This is a genomic window from Dietzia sp. ANT_WB102 (genome assembly GCF_008369165.1).
GTDB lineage: Bacteria > Actinomycetota > Actinomycetes > Mycobacteriales > Mycobacteriaceae > Dietzia.
Genome location: NZ_VOBA01000001.1, coordinates 1756045 through 1770663 on the forward strand (window position 1 = coordinate 1756045; position 14619 = coordinate 1770663).

Annotated in this window: 13 protein-coding genes and 1 tRNA gene; 5 read left to right on the forward strand and 9 right to left on the reverse strand. The window is 70.4% G+C overall.

Annotation, left to right across the window (positions count from 1 at the left end):
• Window positions 1–10: 10 nt before the first annotated feature.
• Together FQ137_RS08160 and glmU are read right to left on the reverse strand one after the other, a co-directional pair.
• Window positions 11–988, reverse strand: coding sequence for a ribose-phosphate diphosphokinase (locus FQ137_RS08160; RefSeq protein ID WP_149291944.1), 978 nt, complete (start codon window positions 986–988; stop codon window positions 11–13).
• Window positions 985–2466, reverse strand: coding sequence for a bifunctional UDP-N-acetylglucosamine diphosphorylase/glucosamine-1-phosphate N-acetyltransferase GlmU (glmU, locus tag FQ137_RS08165; protein WP_149291945.1), 1482 nt, complete (start codon window positions 2464–2466; stop codon window positions 985–987). The genes FQ137_RS08160 and glmU overlap by 4 nt, the downstream gene beginning before the upstream one ends.
• Before the next feature lie 175 nt (window positions 2467–2641).
• Between glmU and FQ137_RS08170 the strand changes: the two genes are divergently transcribed.
• Together FQ137_RS08170 and FQ137_RS15375 are read left to right on the forward strand one after the other, a co-directional pair.
• On the forward strand, window positions 2642–3925 hold the full coding sequence (locus tag FQ137_RS08170; protein ID WP_149292723.1) for an MFS transporter: 1284 nt from the start codon (window positions 2642–2644) through the stop codon (window positions 3923–3925).
• Window positions 3926–4102: 177 nt separating this feature from the next.
• Window positions 4103–4273, forward strand: a complete 171-nt coding sequence (locus tag FQ137_RS15375) for a hypothetical protein (protein WP_188064839.1) — start codon at window positions 4103–4105, stop codon at window positions 4271–4273.
• A gap of 129 nt (window positions 4274–4402) precedes the next feature.
• Here the strand turns inward: FQ137_RS15375 and FQ137_RS08175 are convergent.
• Window positions 4403–4474 (reverse strand) — tRNA-Gln (locus tag FQ137_RS08175).
• Window positions 4475–4593: 119 nt separating this feature from the next.
• Between FQ137_RS08175 and FQ137_RS08180 the strand changes: the two genes are divergently transcribed.
• Window positions 4594–5301 (forward strand): TetR/AcrR family transcriptional regulator, encoded by a 708-nt coding sequence (locus tag FQ137_RS08180; protein ID WP_149291946.1) that lies wholly within the window; start codon window positions 4594–4596, stop codon window positions 5299–5301.
• Window positions 5302–5380: 79 nt separating this feature from the next.
• Here the strand turns inward: FQ137_RS08180 and FQ137_RS08185 are convergent, their stop codons facing one another.
• The 6 genes from FQ137_RS08185 to FQ137_RS08210 form a co-directional block, all read right to left on the reverse strand.
• Window positions 5381–5947, reverse strand: coding sequence for an HdeD family acid-resistance protein (locus FQ137_RS08185; protein WP_149291947.1), 567 nt, complete (start codon window positions 5945–5947; stop codon window positions 5381–5383).
• Between the two features lie 142 nt (window positions 5948–6089).
• Window positions 6090–6662, reverse strand: coding sequence for a bifunctional 2-polyprenyl-6-hydroxyphenol methylase/3-demethylubiquinol 3-O-methyltransferase UbiG (locus FQ137_RS08190; RefSeq protein WP_149291948.1), 573 nt, complete (start codon window positions 6660–6662; stop codon window positions 6090–6092).
• The gene (locus tag FQ137_RS08195) at window positions 6659–7459 is read right to left on the reverse strand and encodes a PIG-L deacetylase family protein (protein WP_255583806.1); all 801 of its coding nucleotides are present in this window, start codon (window positions 7457–7459) and stop codon (window positions 6659–6661) included. The genes FQ137_RS08190 and FQ137_RS08195 overlap by 4 nt, the downstream gene beginning before the upstream one ends.
• A complete protein-coding gene (locus FQ137_RS08200) occupies window positions 7456–8451 on the reverse strand; it encodes an acyl-CoA dehydrogenase family protein (RefSeq protein ID WP_149291949.1) in 996 nt (331 codons plus the stop codon). The genes FQ137_RS08195 and FQ137_RS08200 overlap by 4 nt, the downstream gene beginning before the upstream one ends.
• Window positions 8448–9158 (reverse strand): glycosyltransferase family 2 protein, encoded by a 711-nt coding sequence (locus tag FQ137_RS08205; RefSeq protein ID WP_255583807.1) that lies wholly within the window; start codon window positions 9156–9158, stop codon window positions 8448–8450. The genes FQ137_RS08200 and FQ137_RS08205 overlap by 4 nt, the downstream gene beginning before the upstream one ends.
• Before the next feature lie 13 nt (window positions 9159–9171).
• Complete coding sequence (locus FQ137_RS08210; RefSeq protein WP_149291950.1) at window positions 9172–9900, reverse strand: vitamin K epoxide reductase family protein; 729 nt, start codon at window positions 9898–9900, stop codon at window positions 9172–9174.
• A gap of 163 nt (window positions 9901–10063) precedes the next feature.
• On the opposite strand from FQ137_RS08210, the gene mfd reads away from it, so the two are divergent.
• Window positions 10064–13732, forward strand: a complete 3669-nt coding sequence (gene mfd, locus FQ137_RS08215; protein WP_149291951.1) for a transcription-repair coupling factor — start codon at window positions 10064–10066, stop codon at window positions 13730–13732.
• A complete protein-coding gene (locus FQ137_RS08220) occupies window positions 13729–14547 on the forward strand; it encodes a MazG nucleotide pyrophosphohydrolase domain-containing protein (protein WP_149291952.1) in 819 nt (272 codons plus the stop codon). The genes mfd and FQ137_RS08220 overlap by 4 nt, the downstream gene beginning before the upstream one ends.
• The last annotated feature ends 72 nt before the right edge of the window (window positions 14548–14619 follow it).

The following is a 14619-nucleotide window of genomic DNA, read 5'->3' on the forward strand; positions in this document are numbered from 1 at the left end:
CGTCACCGCCTCAGGCAACACCGTTGAATAGGCTGGTCACCGAGCCGTTCTCGAACACCTCGTGGATGGTCCGGGCCAGCAGCGGCGCGATGGACAGCACGGTGAGGTTCTCGAACCGCTTCTCCGGCGGGATCGGCAGCGTGTCGGTCGTGATGACCTCCTTGGCGCCGCAGGTGGCGAGACGCTCGGCGGCCGGGTCGGAGAAGATGCCGTGGGTGGTGGCGATGATGACGTCACCGGCACCGGCATCCTTGAGCACCTTGACCGCGCCGGCGATGGTGCCGCCGGTGTCGATCATGTCGTCCATGAGGACGCACGTGCGGCCCTCGACGTCACCGACGACGCGGTTGGACTTGACCTGGTTGGGCACGTTGGGATCGCGCGTCTTGTGGACGAACGCCAGCGGTGCACCGTCAAGGGCGTCGGCCCACTTCTCGCCCACCTTGACGCGGCCGGCGTCGGGGGAGACCACGACGATGTTGTCCGTGCCGTAGTGCTGACGCACGTAGTCCGACAGCTGGCCCTGCGCGTGCATGTGGTCCACGGGTCCGTCGAAGAAGCCCTGGATCTGGTCGGTGTGCAGGTCGACCGTGATGATGCGGTCGGCGCCGGCAGCCTTGAGCAGGTCCGCGATGAGGCGAGCCGAGATGGGCTCGCGTCCGCGGTGCTTCTTGTCCTGGCGCGCGTACGGGTAGAACGGCAGCACGGCGGTGATCCGCTTGGCGGAACCCCGCTTGAGCGCATCGATCATGATGAGCTGCTCCATGATCCACTTGTTCAGTGGAGCCGGGGCGCTCTGGAGGACGAACGCGTCGCACCCGCGGACGGACTCCTCGAAGCGGACGAAGATCTCTCCGTTGGCGAAGTCTCGGGCAGTCTGAGGAGTGACCTCGACTCCCAACTCGGCGGCTACCTGATCGGAGAGTTCGGGGTGCGCGCGACCCGCGAAAAACATCAGATTCTTCTGGTTGTCGATCCACTCGCTCACTGCGTGAACCCGTCCTTCTGGGAGTCGTTCCGGGCACGACGGGCGGCCTCCGCCGAACCGGAATCCGGCCGGTTCTCGATCACCCAGTCGTCGATGTTCCTCTGCCGTCCGCCCGAGACCGCGAGGGCCCCGGGAGGGACGTCGTCCTTGATCACGGTACCCGCGCCCGAATAGGCGCCGTCTCCGACGGTCACCGGTGCGACGAACATGGTGTCCGAACCGGTGCGGCAGTGATCGCCGATCACTGTACGGTTCTTGCTCACCCCGTCGTAATTGACGAACACGCTCGATGCCCCGATGTTGGTGTGCTCACCGATCGTCGCGTCACCCACGTAGGTCAAGTGCGGGACCTTGGTGTGGGAGCCGATCGTCGACTTTTTGACCTCAACGAAGGCGCCGATCTTGCTCTGTTCGCCCAGGTCCGCCTCGGGCCGTAAGTACGCGAACGGACCGACTTCCGCGCCGGCCCCGACTATGGCGTTCACTGCATGTGAACGCACGACGGACGCGCCCTCGCCGACCACAGTGTCCTGCAGGGTGGTGTCCGGACCGACGGTCGCGCCGTCGCCGATCGCCGTCGCGCCGGACAGATGGGTACCGGGCAGGATCGTCACGTCGCGGCCCACACGCACATCCACGTCGAGCCACGTACTGGCCGGGTCGACGATCGTCGCTCCGGCCCGCATCGCCGACTCGCAGAGGCGACGGTTCATCTCACCTGCCAGCGCCGCCAGCTGTACGCGGTCGTTGACGCCCGCAACCAGATCGGCGTCCTCGATGCGGTGTCCGCGGATGAGGCCGTTTGCCCGCCGGGCCAGCTGGATGACGTCGGTGAGGTACAGCTCGCCCTGCGAATTGTCGGTGCTCAGTTTTCCGAGCTTGTCCCGCAGGACCTGCGCGTCGAAGGCGTAGATGCCGGAGTTGACCTCGTCGATGGCCCGCTCGTCCTGCGAGGCGTCCTTATGCTCGACGATCCTGAGCACCTCGCCGTCGTCGTTACGCACAATGCGGCCGTACCCCGTGGGGTCGGGAGCGGTCGACGTCAGCACGGTGACCGCGGCGCGCGGGCGCATGTCGTGCCGGGACACCACCTCTCGCAGGGTGTCGGCGTCAAGCAGGGGGATGTCCGAGGTGGTGACCAGGACGGTCCCCGAGAAATCGACGGGCAGCCCGGCTAGCCCGGCGGCGACCGCGTCGCCAGTGCCCTTCTGCTCGTGCTGCACCGCGGTGGAAACCGGCACGCCGATCTCGACCGACAGCTGCTCGACCGCCGCAGAGACCTGCTCGCGCTGATGCCCGACAACCACGACGATCGCGTCCGGCTCGAGCCCCGCCGCGGCGTGCAGCGCGTGGCCGAGCATCGTCCGCCCGCACACGCTGTGCAGCATCTTGGGGGTGGCGCTCTTCATCCGGGTGCCGGAACCGGCGGCCAGGACGATGACCGCGGTGTGCGCGCGATCGGTCTGCGGTGTCGTCATCAATACTCCTCGGCGCGCCCCGCGCGCACGGTGGTGGGTGATGGGGTGGGTGGTGAGGCGGGTGACGGATAGATGTTCCGGGTGCGTCCGGCGAGCGGACCGCATCCCAGAATAGAGGGTCACTCCGACGATCCGAATCGGTTCGCTGCGGGGTAGCCTGCCCGGCGTGTCAGTTCTGAGGCGCCAGCTGGCAGATACCCGACCGCTACAGGAGCCGGACTTTCGCAGACTGTGGTTCGCCAACATCATCACGGTCATCGGCTCGCAACTTTCGGTCGTCGCGGTGCCGCAGCAGGTCTTCGAGATCACCCGCAGCTCCGCGTACGTGGGGCTTACAGGCGTGTTCGCTCTCGTGCCCCTGGTCGTCTTCGGCTTGTGGGGCGGCGCCCTGGCCGACGCGCTCGACCGGCGGCGCCTGCTCATGGTCACCACCGTCGGGCTGATCGTCACCTCGCTGCTGTTCTGGGCGCAGGCCGCGGCCGGCAACCGGAACGTATGGGTGGTGATGGTGCTGCTCTCGGTGCAGCAGGCGTTCTTCGCGGTCAACCAACCCACCCGCTCGGCGATCATCCCGCGGATCGTCCCCTCCGACCAGTTGGCCTCCGCCTCGGCGTTGAACATGACCGTGATGCAGTTCGGCGCGATCGTTGGGCCACTGTCTGCGGGCATCCTCATCCCTGTCCTGGGACTGTCGACGATGTACTTGTTCACCGCCGTCGCGCTCCTGGCCACCCTGTACGCGGTGTTCCGGCTCCCACCGCAGCCGGTCGCGGGGAAGGGCAAGTCCGTGGGGCTCAGGTCGGTGATCGACGGGTTCGCCTACCTCGCCACCCGCCGCATCCTGTTGGCCTCGTTCCTCGTGGACATCATCGCGATGGTCTTCGGCATGCCACGGGCACTGTTCCCGCAGATCGCCGCCGACTCGTTCGGCGACCCCGCGACCGGCGGGACCGCCCTCGGGCTGCTCTTCGCCGCGATGAGCGTGGGAGCCGTACTCGGTGGCGTGTTCTCCGGCTGGATCCCACGAGTGCGCCGGCAGGGGCTGGCGGTACTGGTGTGCGTGGCGCTGTGGGGCCTGGCGATGGTGGCGTTCGGAGTGGTGGTGGCCGCGTCCTCACCGGGTGGCTCCGTCTGGTGGCTGTGGCTGGCCCTGGCCGCGCTCGCGTTCGGCGGCGCCGTCGACATGATCTCGGCTGCGTTCCGGCAGGCGATCCTGCTGGACTCGGCCACCGACGAGATGCGAGGTCGCCTGCAGGGCGTGTTCATCGTCGTGGTGGCCGGCGGCCCACGGCTCGGCGACGTGGCCCATGGTGTCGCCGCGGCCTCACTCGGCACCGCGGCCGCCGCGGCCGGGGGCGGCGTGCTGGTGGTGATCGGCGTCGTGATCTGCGCGATCGCCTTCCCGGCGTTCCTGCGCTACACCGTCCGCAGCGCGATCGAGCGGGGAGCACAGGGGTAGAGCGCCGAGTTCCTCGACAGTGACCGGTGGAGGGGCCCGGAGGCAGCCCCTACGGTGAGGGCAACGATGACTGCCGAGCGGAATGGGGCACAGCGTGTGGCGGCGGGTGTGCTGCCGTCTACGCGCCGAGTGCACCGGGTCGACGTGGACAACCCGGAGGGAACAGGAGCGAGTCACGTGACTGGAATAAACGGACCGGGTCGGCCCGAGGACGATCCGGACTTCCGACCCGACGCCGAGGTGGAGCGGGTTCCGCGGCGCGCGCGTCAGCCGGCGCTGACGGTCCTGGCCATCGGCCTCGTGCTGCTGCTCGTGCTGGCGGTGGGCATCTTCGGCGGGATCTTCTGATCCGCCCCCCACGGCCCGGCCTGCGGCCCCGCGCGGCTCTCCCGCCCCTGCGCGGAGTCACTGCGTGCAGCGTTTTCCCAGGGACGCCGAGCCAGGGGCTGGACAGAGTGACTCGGCGTGAAAATGGAGCTCCCCCGCCAGGACTCGAACCTGAAATGCCTGAACCAAAATCAGGAGTGTTGCCGATTACACCACGGGGGACCGGCCCGCGAACGAGCCGCTACCAGTGTGGCATACGCGGGAGTGCTGACCGGAGCGGGCTGTGACCGGTGCGGGCCATTGGCCCGTCTAGGCTCGGGGGATCAGCGGAAGGGTGGAACATGACGGGCGAGGATGTGCCGGCGCCGAGGGTGAGAATGCCGGCAGCCAAGCGGCGGCAGCAGCTGGTGGAGGTCGGGCGACGGATCTTTGCCGAGAACGGCTACGACGCCGCGACGGTGGAGGACATCGCCGCGGCGGCGGGAGTGTCCAAACCCGTGGTCTACGAGCACTTCGGCGGCAAAGAGGGGCTGTACGCGGTGGTATGCGACCGCGAGTTGGCCTACCTGGGCGCGGAGATCACCGAGGCTTTGCAGGGCGAGGGTTCACGGCGGCGCATCGAGCGTGCGGCAATGGCGCTACTGCGTTATGTCGAAGAGCGGACGGACGGCTTCCGGATCCTGGTGCGCGAATCATCCCCGGCGGGCGGAAGCTCGTATTCGACCCTGCTCAATGACGCCACCGCGAGCGTGACCTACATCCTCGAGGAAGAGTTCGTCGTCCGCGGATTCGATCCCGTCACCACGAGCGTCTACGCGCAGGCGCTGGTGGGGATGGTCTCAGGCACGGCCCAGTGGTGGCTCGACGTCCGCACGCCCCCCAAGGAAGCGGTGGCGGCGCACATCGTCAATCTCTGCTTCAACGGCTTGTCGCACCTCGACCCGGCGCCGTCGCTGGAGGGCGAGGTGCTGGCCAAGTATTCCGAGGAGAGCCATCAGGACGGAATCTCGGCCGGTCGCGATCTTCGCCCGGGGCCGGGCCAACCGTAGGCCGAGGCCGGGCCAACCGTAGGCCGAGGCAGAGGCCGGGTGCCGCGTTCGGCGGCACCCGGCCTCTGGGCGACGGGTCTCAGGCTGCGTCGGTCCTGCGCGCTCCCAGCTGGCCGGTGTCGGCGCGGAGACGGAACGCCACCGCGACCATGATCGCGCCCACGGCGAGTCCGAACCATCCGGCAAAGTTGACGAAGGTGGTGATCGCGTCCGGGCCCACCAGGGCGAGTCCGATCCCCAGCACGACCAGGACCGCTCCCAGGACCGCCATCATCCACGAGTTGGAGATCTCGGCGCTCAACGTGCGGGCACCGACGATCACAAGCACGCCGGAGGCCACCAGCCAGGCGGCGAAGAGCAGTGTCAGAGCGGTGGTTGTGAGCCCGGGCCAGAACAGGACGACCAGGCCGAGAATGATGAAGCCCACGCCAGCGAAAATCATGCCATTGCGGCCGTTGGCGCCGTTGGGCATAGCCAGCCCCGTCGTCACAGCCATGGCGCCGTCCCCGATTGCGAATGCAGCGACGAGGAATATCGCGAGAGTCATACTCGTGCCGGGGGAAACGAGAGCGGTCGCGCCGAGGGCGATCGCCAGCGCGCCGCGGATGAGCTGCACCCACCAGTTCCGGACGAGGGTTTCGATCATTGGTCCACCTTTCTGAGGCGGGCAGGGCGCGTGCGCGGATGCGATCGGGCCCTGCCACGGGTTTCGGTAATGATCACTACAGTAACTGGCTGTACACGCCGGGCATCTGCTCAACGCAGCACCGGACCCGCCGGTCGAGTGGTCAGTCGCGCCGGAACACGTCCAGGAGGAAGCCCTCTTCCCGGTGGTGGACGAGCCGAGTGAGGTCGGTCCGGCGCGCCAGTGCGGCGTGGACGTCCTCTCCATGGCAGGCGTGATCCTCCGAGCGCCCCAGCCAGTGGCACGCCGCGACCGTCCCGCCGGGTTCTGCCAGTTGCAGTAGCGCGGTGATGAGCTCGTCGAGTCCGTCGACCGGCGTGTAGTAGAGGAACTCCGAGAGCACGAGCAGGTCGCAGGACTGTCTCGGCCACGGGTCCAGCGCGTCGGCGGTACGCACGTGGACGTGGTCCAGCCCCGCCCCGTCGGCGCGGCGGCGGGCCTGGTCCGCGGCGGTGTCGATAACGTCCACCGCATGGACCTCGTCGCACCGCCCGGCAAGCATCTCGGTGAGTACCCCCACCGAGCAGGCGGGCTCGAAGCACACCCGGTAACGCTGGTCGGGCAGGGAGGCGAGCAGCAGTCCGTAGCGTCGCAGTTCGTACCAGGAGCCGGCGAAGTCCCAGGGGTCGTCCGCCCCGGAGTACATCTGCCGGAAGTAATGGCCCGGGGTGCTCACAAGAAGATCGTCTCCTCGCGGGTGATCAGCCGGTCGAGGATCCAGTCGGGGAGGATCGCCTCATCCCCGGGTTGGTCGGACAGGGGAGCGATCTGAGTGCGGAACTCGCTGACGGCCGTGTGCTTGGCGGCGAGTTCGGCAGCGGTGAGCACCACACGGTGCCGGCGGTGCCACGGCACGCGCGGATCGGCTGGTGCGGCCCAGTGCCACGTCCACACGGGGTATTCCGCGAGGCGCGCCCCGGTGGTGGCGCACGCCCGGGCGGCTGCGCGGCCGGAGGCCTCGTGGTCCGGGTGGCCGTCTCCGCTCCAGGTGCTCAGCACCAGGCAGTCGGCGCCGCCACCACGGCCGATGACGTCGGTGATCGCGTCTGTCAGACGCGATTCCTGAGTACGGACACCGCCGTCGGGGAGGCCGAGACGCACTGGCTCGGGTAGTCCCAGTACGGAGCAGGCGCGCCGGCTCTCGGAGACCCTCAGGGACGCGAGGCGCTGCGGGCACACGGTGGGGGACTCAGGGTGCGAGGCGTCGCCGTCGGTGACGGCCACGATCTCCACCTCGACCCCGGCGGCGGCGAACCGGGCTGCGGTGATGCCCACGCCGAGGATCTCGTCGTCGGGGTGAGGCGCGACGACGACCAGCCGCCGGATCTCGGACGGGATATCCAGCTCGGCGTCCGGGGGCCGATCGCGCAGCCAGGTGTCCCACCGGGCGTGGGGCGTGCCGCGGTCGCCGGGTCCGATGCCGGCCCAGTCCGTGGAACCGTCCCCGGCGGCTCCTGCCGCCCCGCCGGTCACCGCGCCCACCCGCCGTGGGTGGCGGCGGTGGCGCCCAGTCCGGCCAGGTCCCGCTCGGCGTGGAACTGCCGGATGTACACCTGGGCGTCGAGCACGTTCTGTGCGTGCCGCGGGTCCATCGCGAGTGGCCCGGCGCCGAGTGCCCGGCCGACGCGCCGGATGGTCTCGTCTACCGCGGCCTCGACCAGCGCCCGCACGCGCACGGCCCGGTGGCGGGCGGTGGCGAGGTCCGCTCCGGGCCCGTCGCGGTCGACCTCCGCAGCGGCCGCGTCCAGCGCCCACGAGGCCCCGCCCAGGGCCACGTCCACCCCGCCGAGGTGGGCCAGGGCGTGGGCCTCGGCGTCGGGCCGGGTCGCCCGCGCGAGGAGGGGCCGGGCCACGGCGATCCCGGCACCGAGCCAGCAGGCGGCCACCCCGATCCCGCCGTGCCAGAACCCGGGCCGGTCGAGGTAGGAGCGGTGGTCGCCGATGGTGCGGGCCGCCGCGTCGGTGAACTCCACGCTGGTGGTGCGGCTTCCGGACATCCCCGGGTGCGCCCAGCCGCCGCCCCGGGGCGCGACACCGGGCTGGCGCAGGTCGACGGCGAAGAGGCGCGGCTCGTCGTCGTCGAGCGCGGTGACCAGGGCGTGCGTGCACACGTCGCCGCCGGAGCACCAGGCCTTGACCCCGTCGAGCACCCACCCGCCGTCCGCGCGGCGGGCGGTGAGTACTGGTGTCGGCGGCTCGGCCGCCCACACGCCCCACAGTTCGTCGCGTCCCACGCGGGTGCCGTCGATCTCGGCGAGGATCGCGTCGGCGTCGGCGTGCGCCTCCGCCAGGCGGCCGGCGGAGACGTCGGTCGCGCACATCACGGTGAGCTCGGACCACCGGGTGCGGGTGTCGCCGCGGGCGGGCAGCGGCAGGTCGGCGCGTCCCGCGCGCACCCAGTCGCGGGCCAGGGCGGCGGATCGTGTGGGGTCGGGGGTGGCCGGGGAAGCGTGGGGCACGGTCATGGTGTGGTGGTCCCTTCCGTGGCGGCGAGGTGTGCGGCGAAACCCGCGGGGGCGCGGGCGGACCGTCGGGCCGAGGTCGTCACGGGTGTGGCCGTGGACCAGGCCACCGCCAGGCCGGCGTCCTGCGCGCGCCGGATCAGTTGGACGTCCTCATGGACGGGGAGCGGGTCGAAGCCGCCGAGGTCGCGGTAGGCGCGGGCGGAGATCCCGAGGTTCGCGCCGTGGATGTGCCGGTGGCCGGGGCCCGGGTGGTAGCCCTCGAGGTAGCGCAGCCGGGTGGCGGGGGTCCAGTCCGACCAGTCGTCGACTCGCACCAGCCCGGCCACCACCTCGGCGCCGGAGCGGGCCAGGTTCAGCTGGTCGGTCAGCCATGTTCGGGGCACGCGCGAGTCGGCGTCGGTGGTCGCGTACCAGCGCCGCCCGGTGGGATGCGGCGAGGATGCCGACGACGACGACGAGGACTGCTCCGCCTGGTCGAACCCGCGCGCGCGGGCGATGCCGACGTTGCGGGCTGTTGTGCGCACGAGGCGGGCCCGCCCCCGCGCGAGGTCCTCGGTGGCGTCGCTGCAGGAGTCCAGGACGATGGTCACGGTCACCGGGATCGGGGTGGCGGCAATGCAGTCGTCGAGCGCGTCGAGGCAGCCGGGCAAAAGATCCTGCTCGTCGTGGGCGGGGATCACCACGTCGACCCCTGCATATTCCGTCACGGGCCCGGCCGCCTCAGAGGTTGCCGAAGAAGTCAGCCCAGTAGAAGTCCCAGAACGCCCACAGGATCACACCTGCCAGAGCGAGGAACCACACCACGACGGGCACCAGGTGCCACTGCTGGAGCCCGCGGACCCAGCGCGCCGGGGTGAGCTTGGCCACCACGTGCAGCAGGGTGTACCAGAACATGGGGATGGTGGCGGACCACACGACCATGCACCACGGGCACAGCACCTGGATCACGAAGATCGACTGGAACGCCAGCCAGTGGACGAACACGGTGGCGAAGGTCAGCCCGAGCAGTGCGCCCACCCAGTACCAGCGCGGGAACCGCACCCCCGAGGCGGCGGCGACGCCGATGGCGATCACGATGCCGAACCCGATCAGCCCGATGAACGGGTTGGGGAATCCGAACGCCGTCCCCTGCTCGGAGTTGATGACGCTCTTGCAGCTCATGAGGATGGAGAAGTTGCACGCCGGCGTGTAATCCGGGTTCTCCAACAGTCGGATCTTGTCGAGGCTGAGCTGGAACGAGGCGACCAGCGCGATGGCCGAGCCGATCGTCAACAGCACACCGATCCACCGGTCGGTGAACACGCGCGCGCCGATCGTGTGGGCGGCGTCGGCGCGGGGGGCGGTGGCGGGAGTTATCGTCACCGGGCCGGCGGGGGCACCCGAGTCGTCGACGCGCTCAGGGTCGGCGTGCTCAGGGTCGACGTGCTCGGCGTCTGTGGTCTCGCGCATACGCACAGGCTACCGGGGCGGGCGCGCGGTTAGAGTGGGTGTTCTGCGGCCCCCAGGTGTGCGTCCCACCACCGGTGCGACCCGCACGACCCCGCTCGACGAACCTCGAACCCCGAACGCCGAACCTCGAACGCTGAATTCCGAACCCGGAGGATCCACACGCGTGACCACCACCGCCACCGCCACCACACCTGCGACCGCCGCGCTGTCCGGTCTGGCGGGTGCGGTCCTGGCCAACCCGGCACTGGCCGACCTGCGCGAGGGCCTGGACCGGGACGCGGCGGTGGTGCGCTCGCCCGAGGCGATGCGGCCGTTCCTGGTCGCCGCGCTCGCGCAGCGCACCCCGTTGCTGGTGGTGACGGCCACCGAGCGCGAGTGTGAGGAACTGGCCGACGAGCTGTCGGGGTTGTACGACGACGAGGTGGCGCAGTTCCCCAGCTGGGAGACATTGCCGCACGAGCGTCTCTCGCCGGCCGCGGACACGATCGGACGCCGGTTACAGGTACTGAACTCGGTGCTGTCCGGTCGGCCGCCGGGGATCGTCGTGGCGGCGGCGCGGTCGGTGGTGCAGCCGATCTCTCCCGGAGCGGCCCGCCGGGAGCCGGTGCGGTTGGCCAAGGGCGCCGAGCTGGACCCGACCGATCTCATCGTGCGGCTCGCCGAGTTCGCCTACCTCCGCGAGGACATGGTGGCCCGGCGCGGCGACGTCGCGGTCCGCGGCGGGATCGTCGACGTCTTCCCGACCACCGCCGACCATCCGCTGCGTATCGAGTTCGACGGCGACACCATCGCCGAGATCCGCGAGTTCTCGGTCGCCGACCAGCGATCGCTGCCCGACGGCGAGGTGGAATCGGCACTGCTGTTCCCGTGCCGCGAACTGCTACTCGACGACACCGTGCGGGCCCGGGCGGGGGAGTTGGCCGCAGAGCACCGCGCCAACCCCACTCTGGCCGAACTGCTGGACTCACTGGCCGAGGGCATCCCCCGCGACGGCATGGAGGCCCTGACCTCGGTGCTCGTGCCGGAGGACATGACCACCCTTCCGATGCTCATGCCCGCCGACACCCGCGTGGTGGTGTGCGACCCGGACAAGGTCCGCCGCCGCGCCGCCGACCTGGCGTCCGCCGGCCGGGAGTTCCTCGAGGCCTCGTGGACCGCCGCGACCATGGGCGGCGACGCCCCCGTGGACAGCGAGACCCTGGACCTGTCCGGCTCGGGCTACCGCACCTTCTCCGCCGTCCGTGAGGAAGCGACCGCCGCGGGCCGCGCCTGGTGGCAGCTGGTCCCGCCCGGATTCCTCACCGACCCCGAGGACGGCCTGCTGGTGACCGTCCCCGCGGGCGACCCGCCGGCCCCGCGCGGCAAGGACTCCGAGATGGAGGCCATGTTCGTCCGGCTCCGGGCGCTGGTCGGCGGCGGCGGCCGGGCCGCGGTGGTGGTGCCTGGCCACGGCACCGTCACCCGCATCCTGGAACGCCTGTCCGAGGCGGAGGTCCCCGCCACGGCCGCGACGGCGGGGGCCGAGCCCGCCGCCGGACTGGTGTCGGTCTACGAGTCGGTCCTGCACGGCGGGTTCTCGCTCACCGGCGGCGCCGACGGGGTGTCCGACGACCTCGTCGTCGTCTCCGAGACCGACCTCACCGGCAACCGTCTCGGCTCCACCACCCGCCCCAAGGCGCGCCACTCCAAGCGGCGCAACCAGGTCGACCCGCTGGCGCTCAAGGCCGGCGACTGGGTGGTGCACGACCAGCACGGCATCGGCCGGTTCGTGGAGATGGTCGAGCGGCAGGTGCGCGGCGGCGACGGCTCCTCGCGGCGCGAGTACCTGGTGATCGAGTACGCGCCCGGCAAGCGCGGCGCGGCCGGTGACCGGCTGTACGTGCCCATGGAGTCGCTCGGGCAACTCAGCCGCTACGTGGGCGGTGAGGCCCCGACGTTGTCCAAGATGGGCGGCGCCGACTGGCAGAACACCAAGCGCAAGGCCCGCAAGGCCGTCCGGGAGATCGCCACCGAGCTGGTGCAGCTGTACGCCAAGCGGCAGTCCGCGCCCGGCCGCGCCTTCGGCCCCGACACCCCGTGGCAGCTCGAGATGGAGGACGCGTTCCCCTTCACCGAGACCGTCGACCAGCTCACCGCGATCGAGGACGTCAAGGCGGACATGGAGAAGACCGCCCCCATGGATCGCGTGGTGGTGGGCGACGTGGGCTACGGCAAGACCGAGGTCGCGGTGCGCGCGGCGTTCAAGGCCGTGCAGGACGGCACCCAGGTGGCGGTGCTCGTGCCCACCACCCTGCTCGCGCAGCAGCACATGGCCACGTTCGCGGAGCGGATGACAGGTTTCCCCGTGACCATCAAGGGACTCAGCCGCTTCACCTCGGACGCGGAGGCCAAGAAGGTCATCGCGGGCCTCGCCGACGGCACCGTGGACGTGGTGATCGGCACTCACCGGCTGCTCGCGACCGGCGTGCGGTGGAAGAACCTCGGCTTGGTGATCGTGGACGAGGAACAGCGCTTCGGCGTGGAGCACAAGGAGCACATCACCTCCCTGCGCACCCACGTGGACGTGCTCACCATGTCCGCCACGCCGATCCCGCGCACGCTCGAGATGTCGCTGGCCGGCATCCGCGAGATGAGCCAGATCCTCACCCCGCCCGAGGAGCGGCTGCCGGTGTTGACGTACGTGGGCGCGTACTCGGATAAGCACGTCGCCGCCGCGATCCGCCGCGAGTTGCTGCGCGAGGGGCAGATCTTCTACGTGCACAACCGCGTGCGGACCATCGACGCCACCGCGGCGAGGATCCGCGACCTGGTGCCCGAGGCGCGCGTAGTGGTGGCGCACGGGCAGATGGGGGAGGAGCAGCTCGAGCAGACCGTCGGCGGCTTCTGGAACCGCGACTACGACGTGCTGGTGTGTACGACCATCGTCGAGACCGGCCTGGACATCTCCAACGCCAACACGCTCATCGTGGACCGCTCCGACCAGCTCGGACTGTCGCAAATGCATCAGTTGCGCGGCCGTGTGGGCCGGTCCCGCGAACGTGGATACGCCTACTTCCTGTACGACCCGGAGAAGCCGCTCACCGAGACAGCCTACGAGCGGCTCGCCACCATCGCGCAGAACAACGAACTGGGCGCCGGCATGGCCGTGGCGATGAAGGACCTCGAACTCCGCGGCGCCGGCAACGTCCTGGGAGCTGAACAGTCCGGGCACATCGCGGGCGTCGGATTCGACCTTTACATCCGCCTTGTGGGTGAGGCGGTGGAGGCGTACCGCGCTATCGCCGACGGCGAGACCGTCGAGGTCGAGGAGGAGCTCGGCGAGATCCGCATCGAGTTGCCCGTCGACGCCTACATCCCCGTCGACTACGTCGACGGGGACCGACTGCGGTTGGAGGCCTACCGCAAGCTCTCGCAGGCGCGCGAGCCCGGCGACATCGATGCCGTGGTCGAGGAGCTCATCGACCGCTACGGGCCGCTCCCCGTCGAAGCCCGCCGCGTGGTGTCCGTGTCGCGTCTGCGGCTGGTCGCCCAAAAGTATCGGGTCCGCGAGATCGTGCTGGCCGGTTCGCGACTGCGAGTGGGGCCGCTCGACCTGCTGGACTCGCAGCAGATGCGACTCAAGCGCATGTATCCGGCCGCCCAGTACCGGGCCACGCAGAAGACGGTGCTCCTGCCGCTGCCCAAGGCCGCCGGGGCCCGCGCCGGTGCGGGCGGAGAGAAGGCGCGCGACGACGAGATGCTGCAGTACGCCGCAGACTTCCTCACCGCGATGGCAGGGGATCCGGAGGGATCGAACCCGGTGATCCAGCCGGAGACGGCGCCCGCGGGATGAGCTCCGGCTCGGCGGAACCCGGCCGCGAGCGCGCAGCCCCGGCGAGACCCGACGGGACTCGCTCCGGCGGCGACCGACTGGTCGAGGCGGTCGAGGTGATGGCGCGGATCCGCCGCGACGGCAAGTGGGAGTCCGCCCAGACTCACGCCTCGCTCCTGCCGTACCTGCTCGAGGAGTCGTGGGAGTTGGTCGATGCGGTGGCCGATGGCGACCGCGCCGAGCTGGTCTCCGAGCTCGGCGACCTACTTCTGCAGGTGCTGTTCCATGCGGCGATCGGCGCCGAGCATCCCGAGCAGCCGTTCGACATCCAGGACGTGGCTGGCGCGCTGCTCGACAAGCTCCGCCGCCGGGCCCCGTACTGGTTCACCGACGACGCCGGCGCCAAGAAGCTCGACGCGGCGGAGCAGGACCGGCTGTGGCAACAGGCCAAGGCCGGCGAGCGGGCGGGGCGGACACCTCGGGGCGTGGTCGAAGGGATCTCCTGGGATATGCCCGCTCTGGCGCTGGGGCAGAAGGTCCTGGCGCGAGTTCGCTCGGCAGGCGTCCCCGAGGACCTGGTGCCCGCCGAGATGCGGGTCGTCCATGTGGAACCCACGGGCCTGTTCCGCGACCGTGCCACCGGCACCGGCACCGCCACCGACACTGGCTCCGACACTGACCCTGACACCGCCACGGCGGGCTCGGGCTCGGCAGAGGTCGATTACCGGCGGGTGGTTCGACGGTTCGCTCGCTCGGTCAGCCGGGCCGAGGCGCTTCTGGCGATGCCGGTCGCCGAGGCGACTGCTGCCGACTGGCGCGCGGCGTGGCCGCACTAGCTGCGAGGCGCGGCTACTCGGTCTCACTAGGTGAGATCGTAATCTCACACTTAAGTTGACGCCGTTTCCATT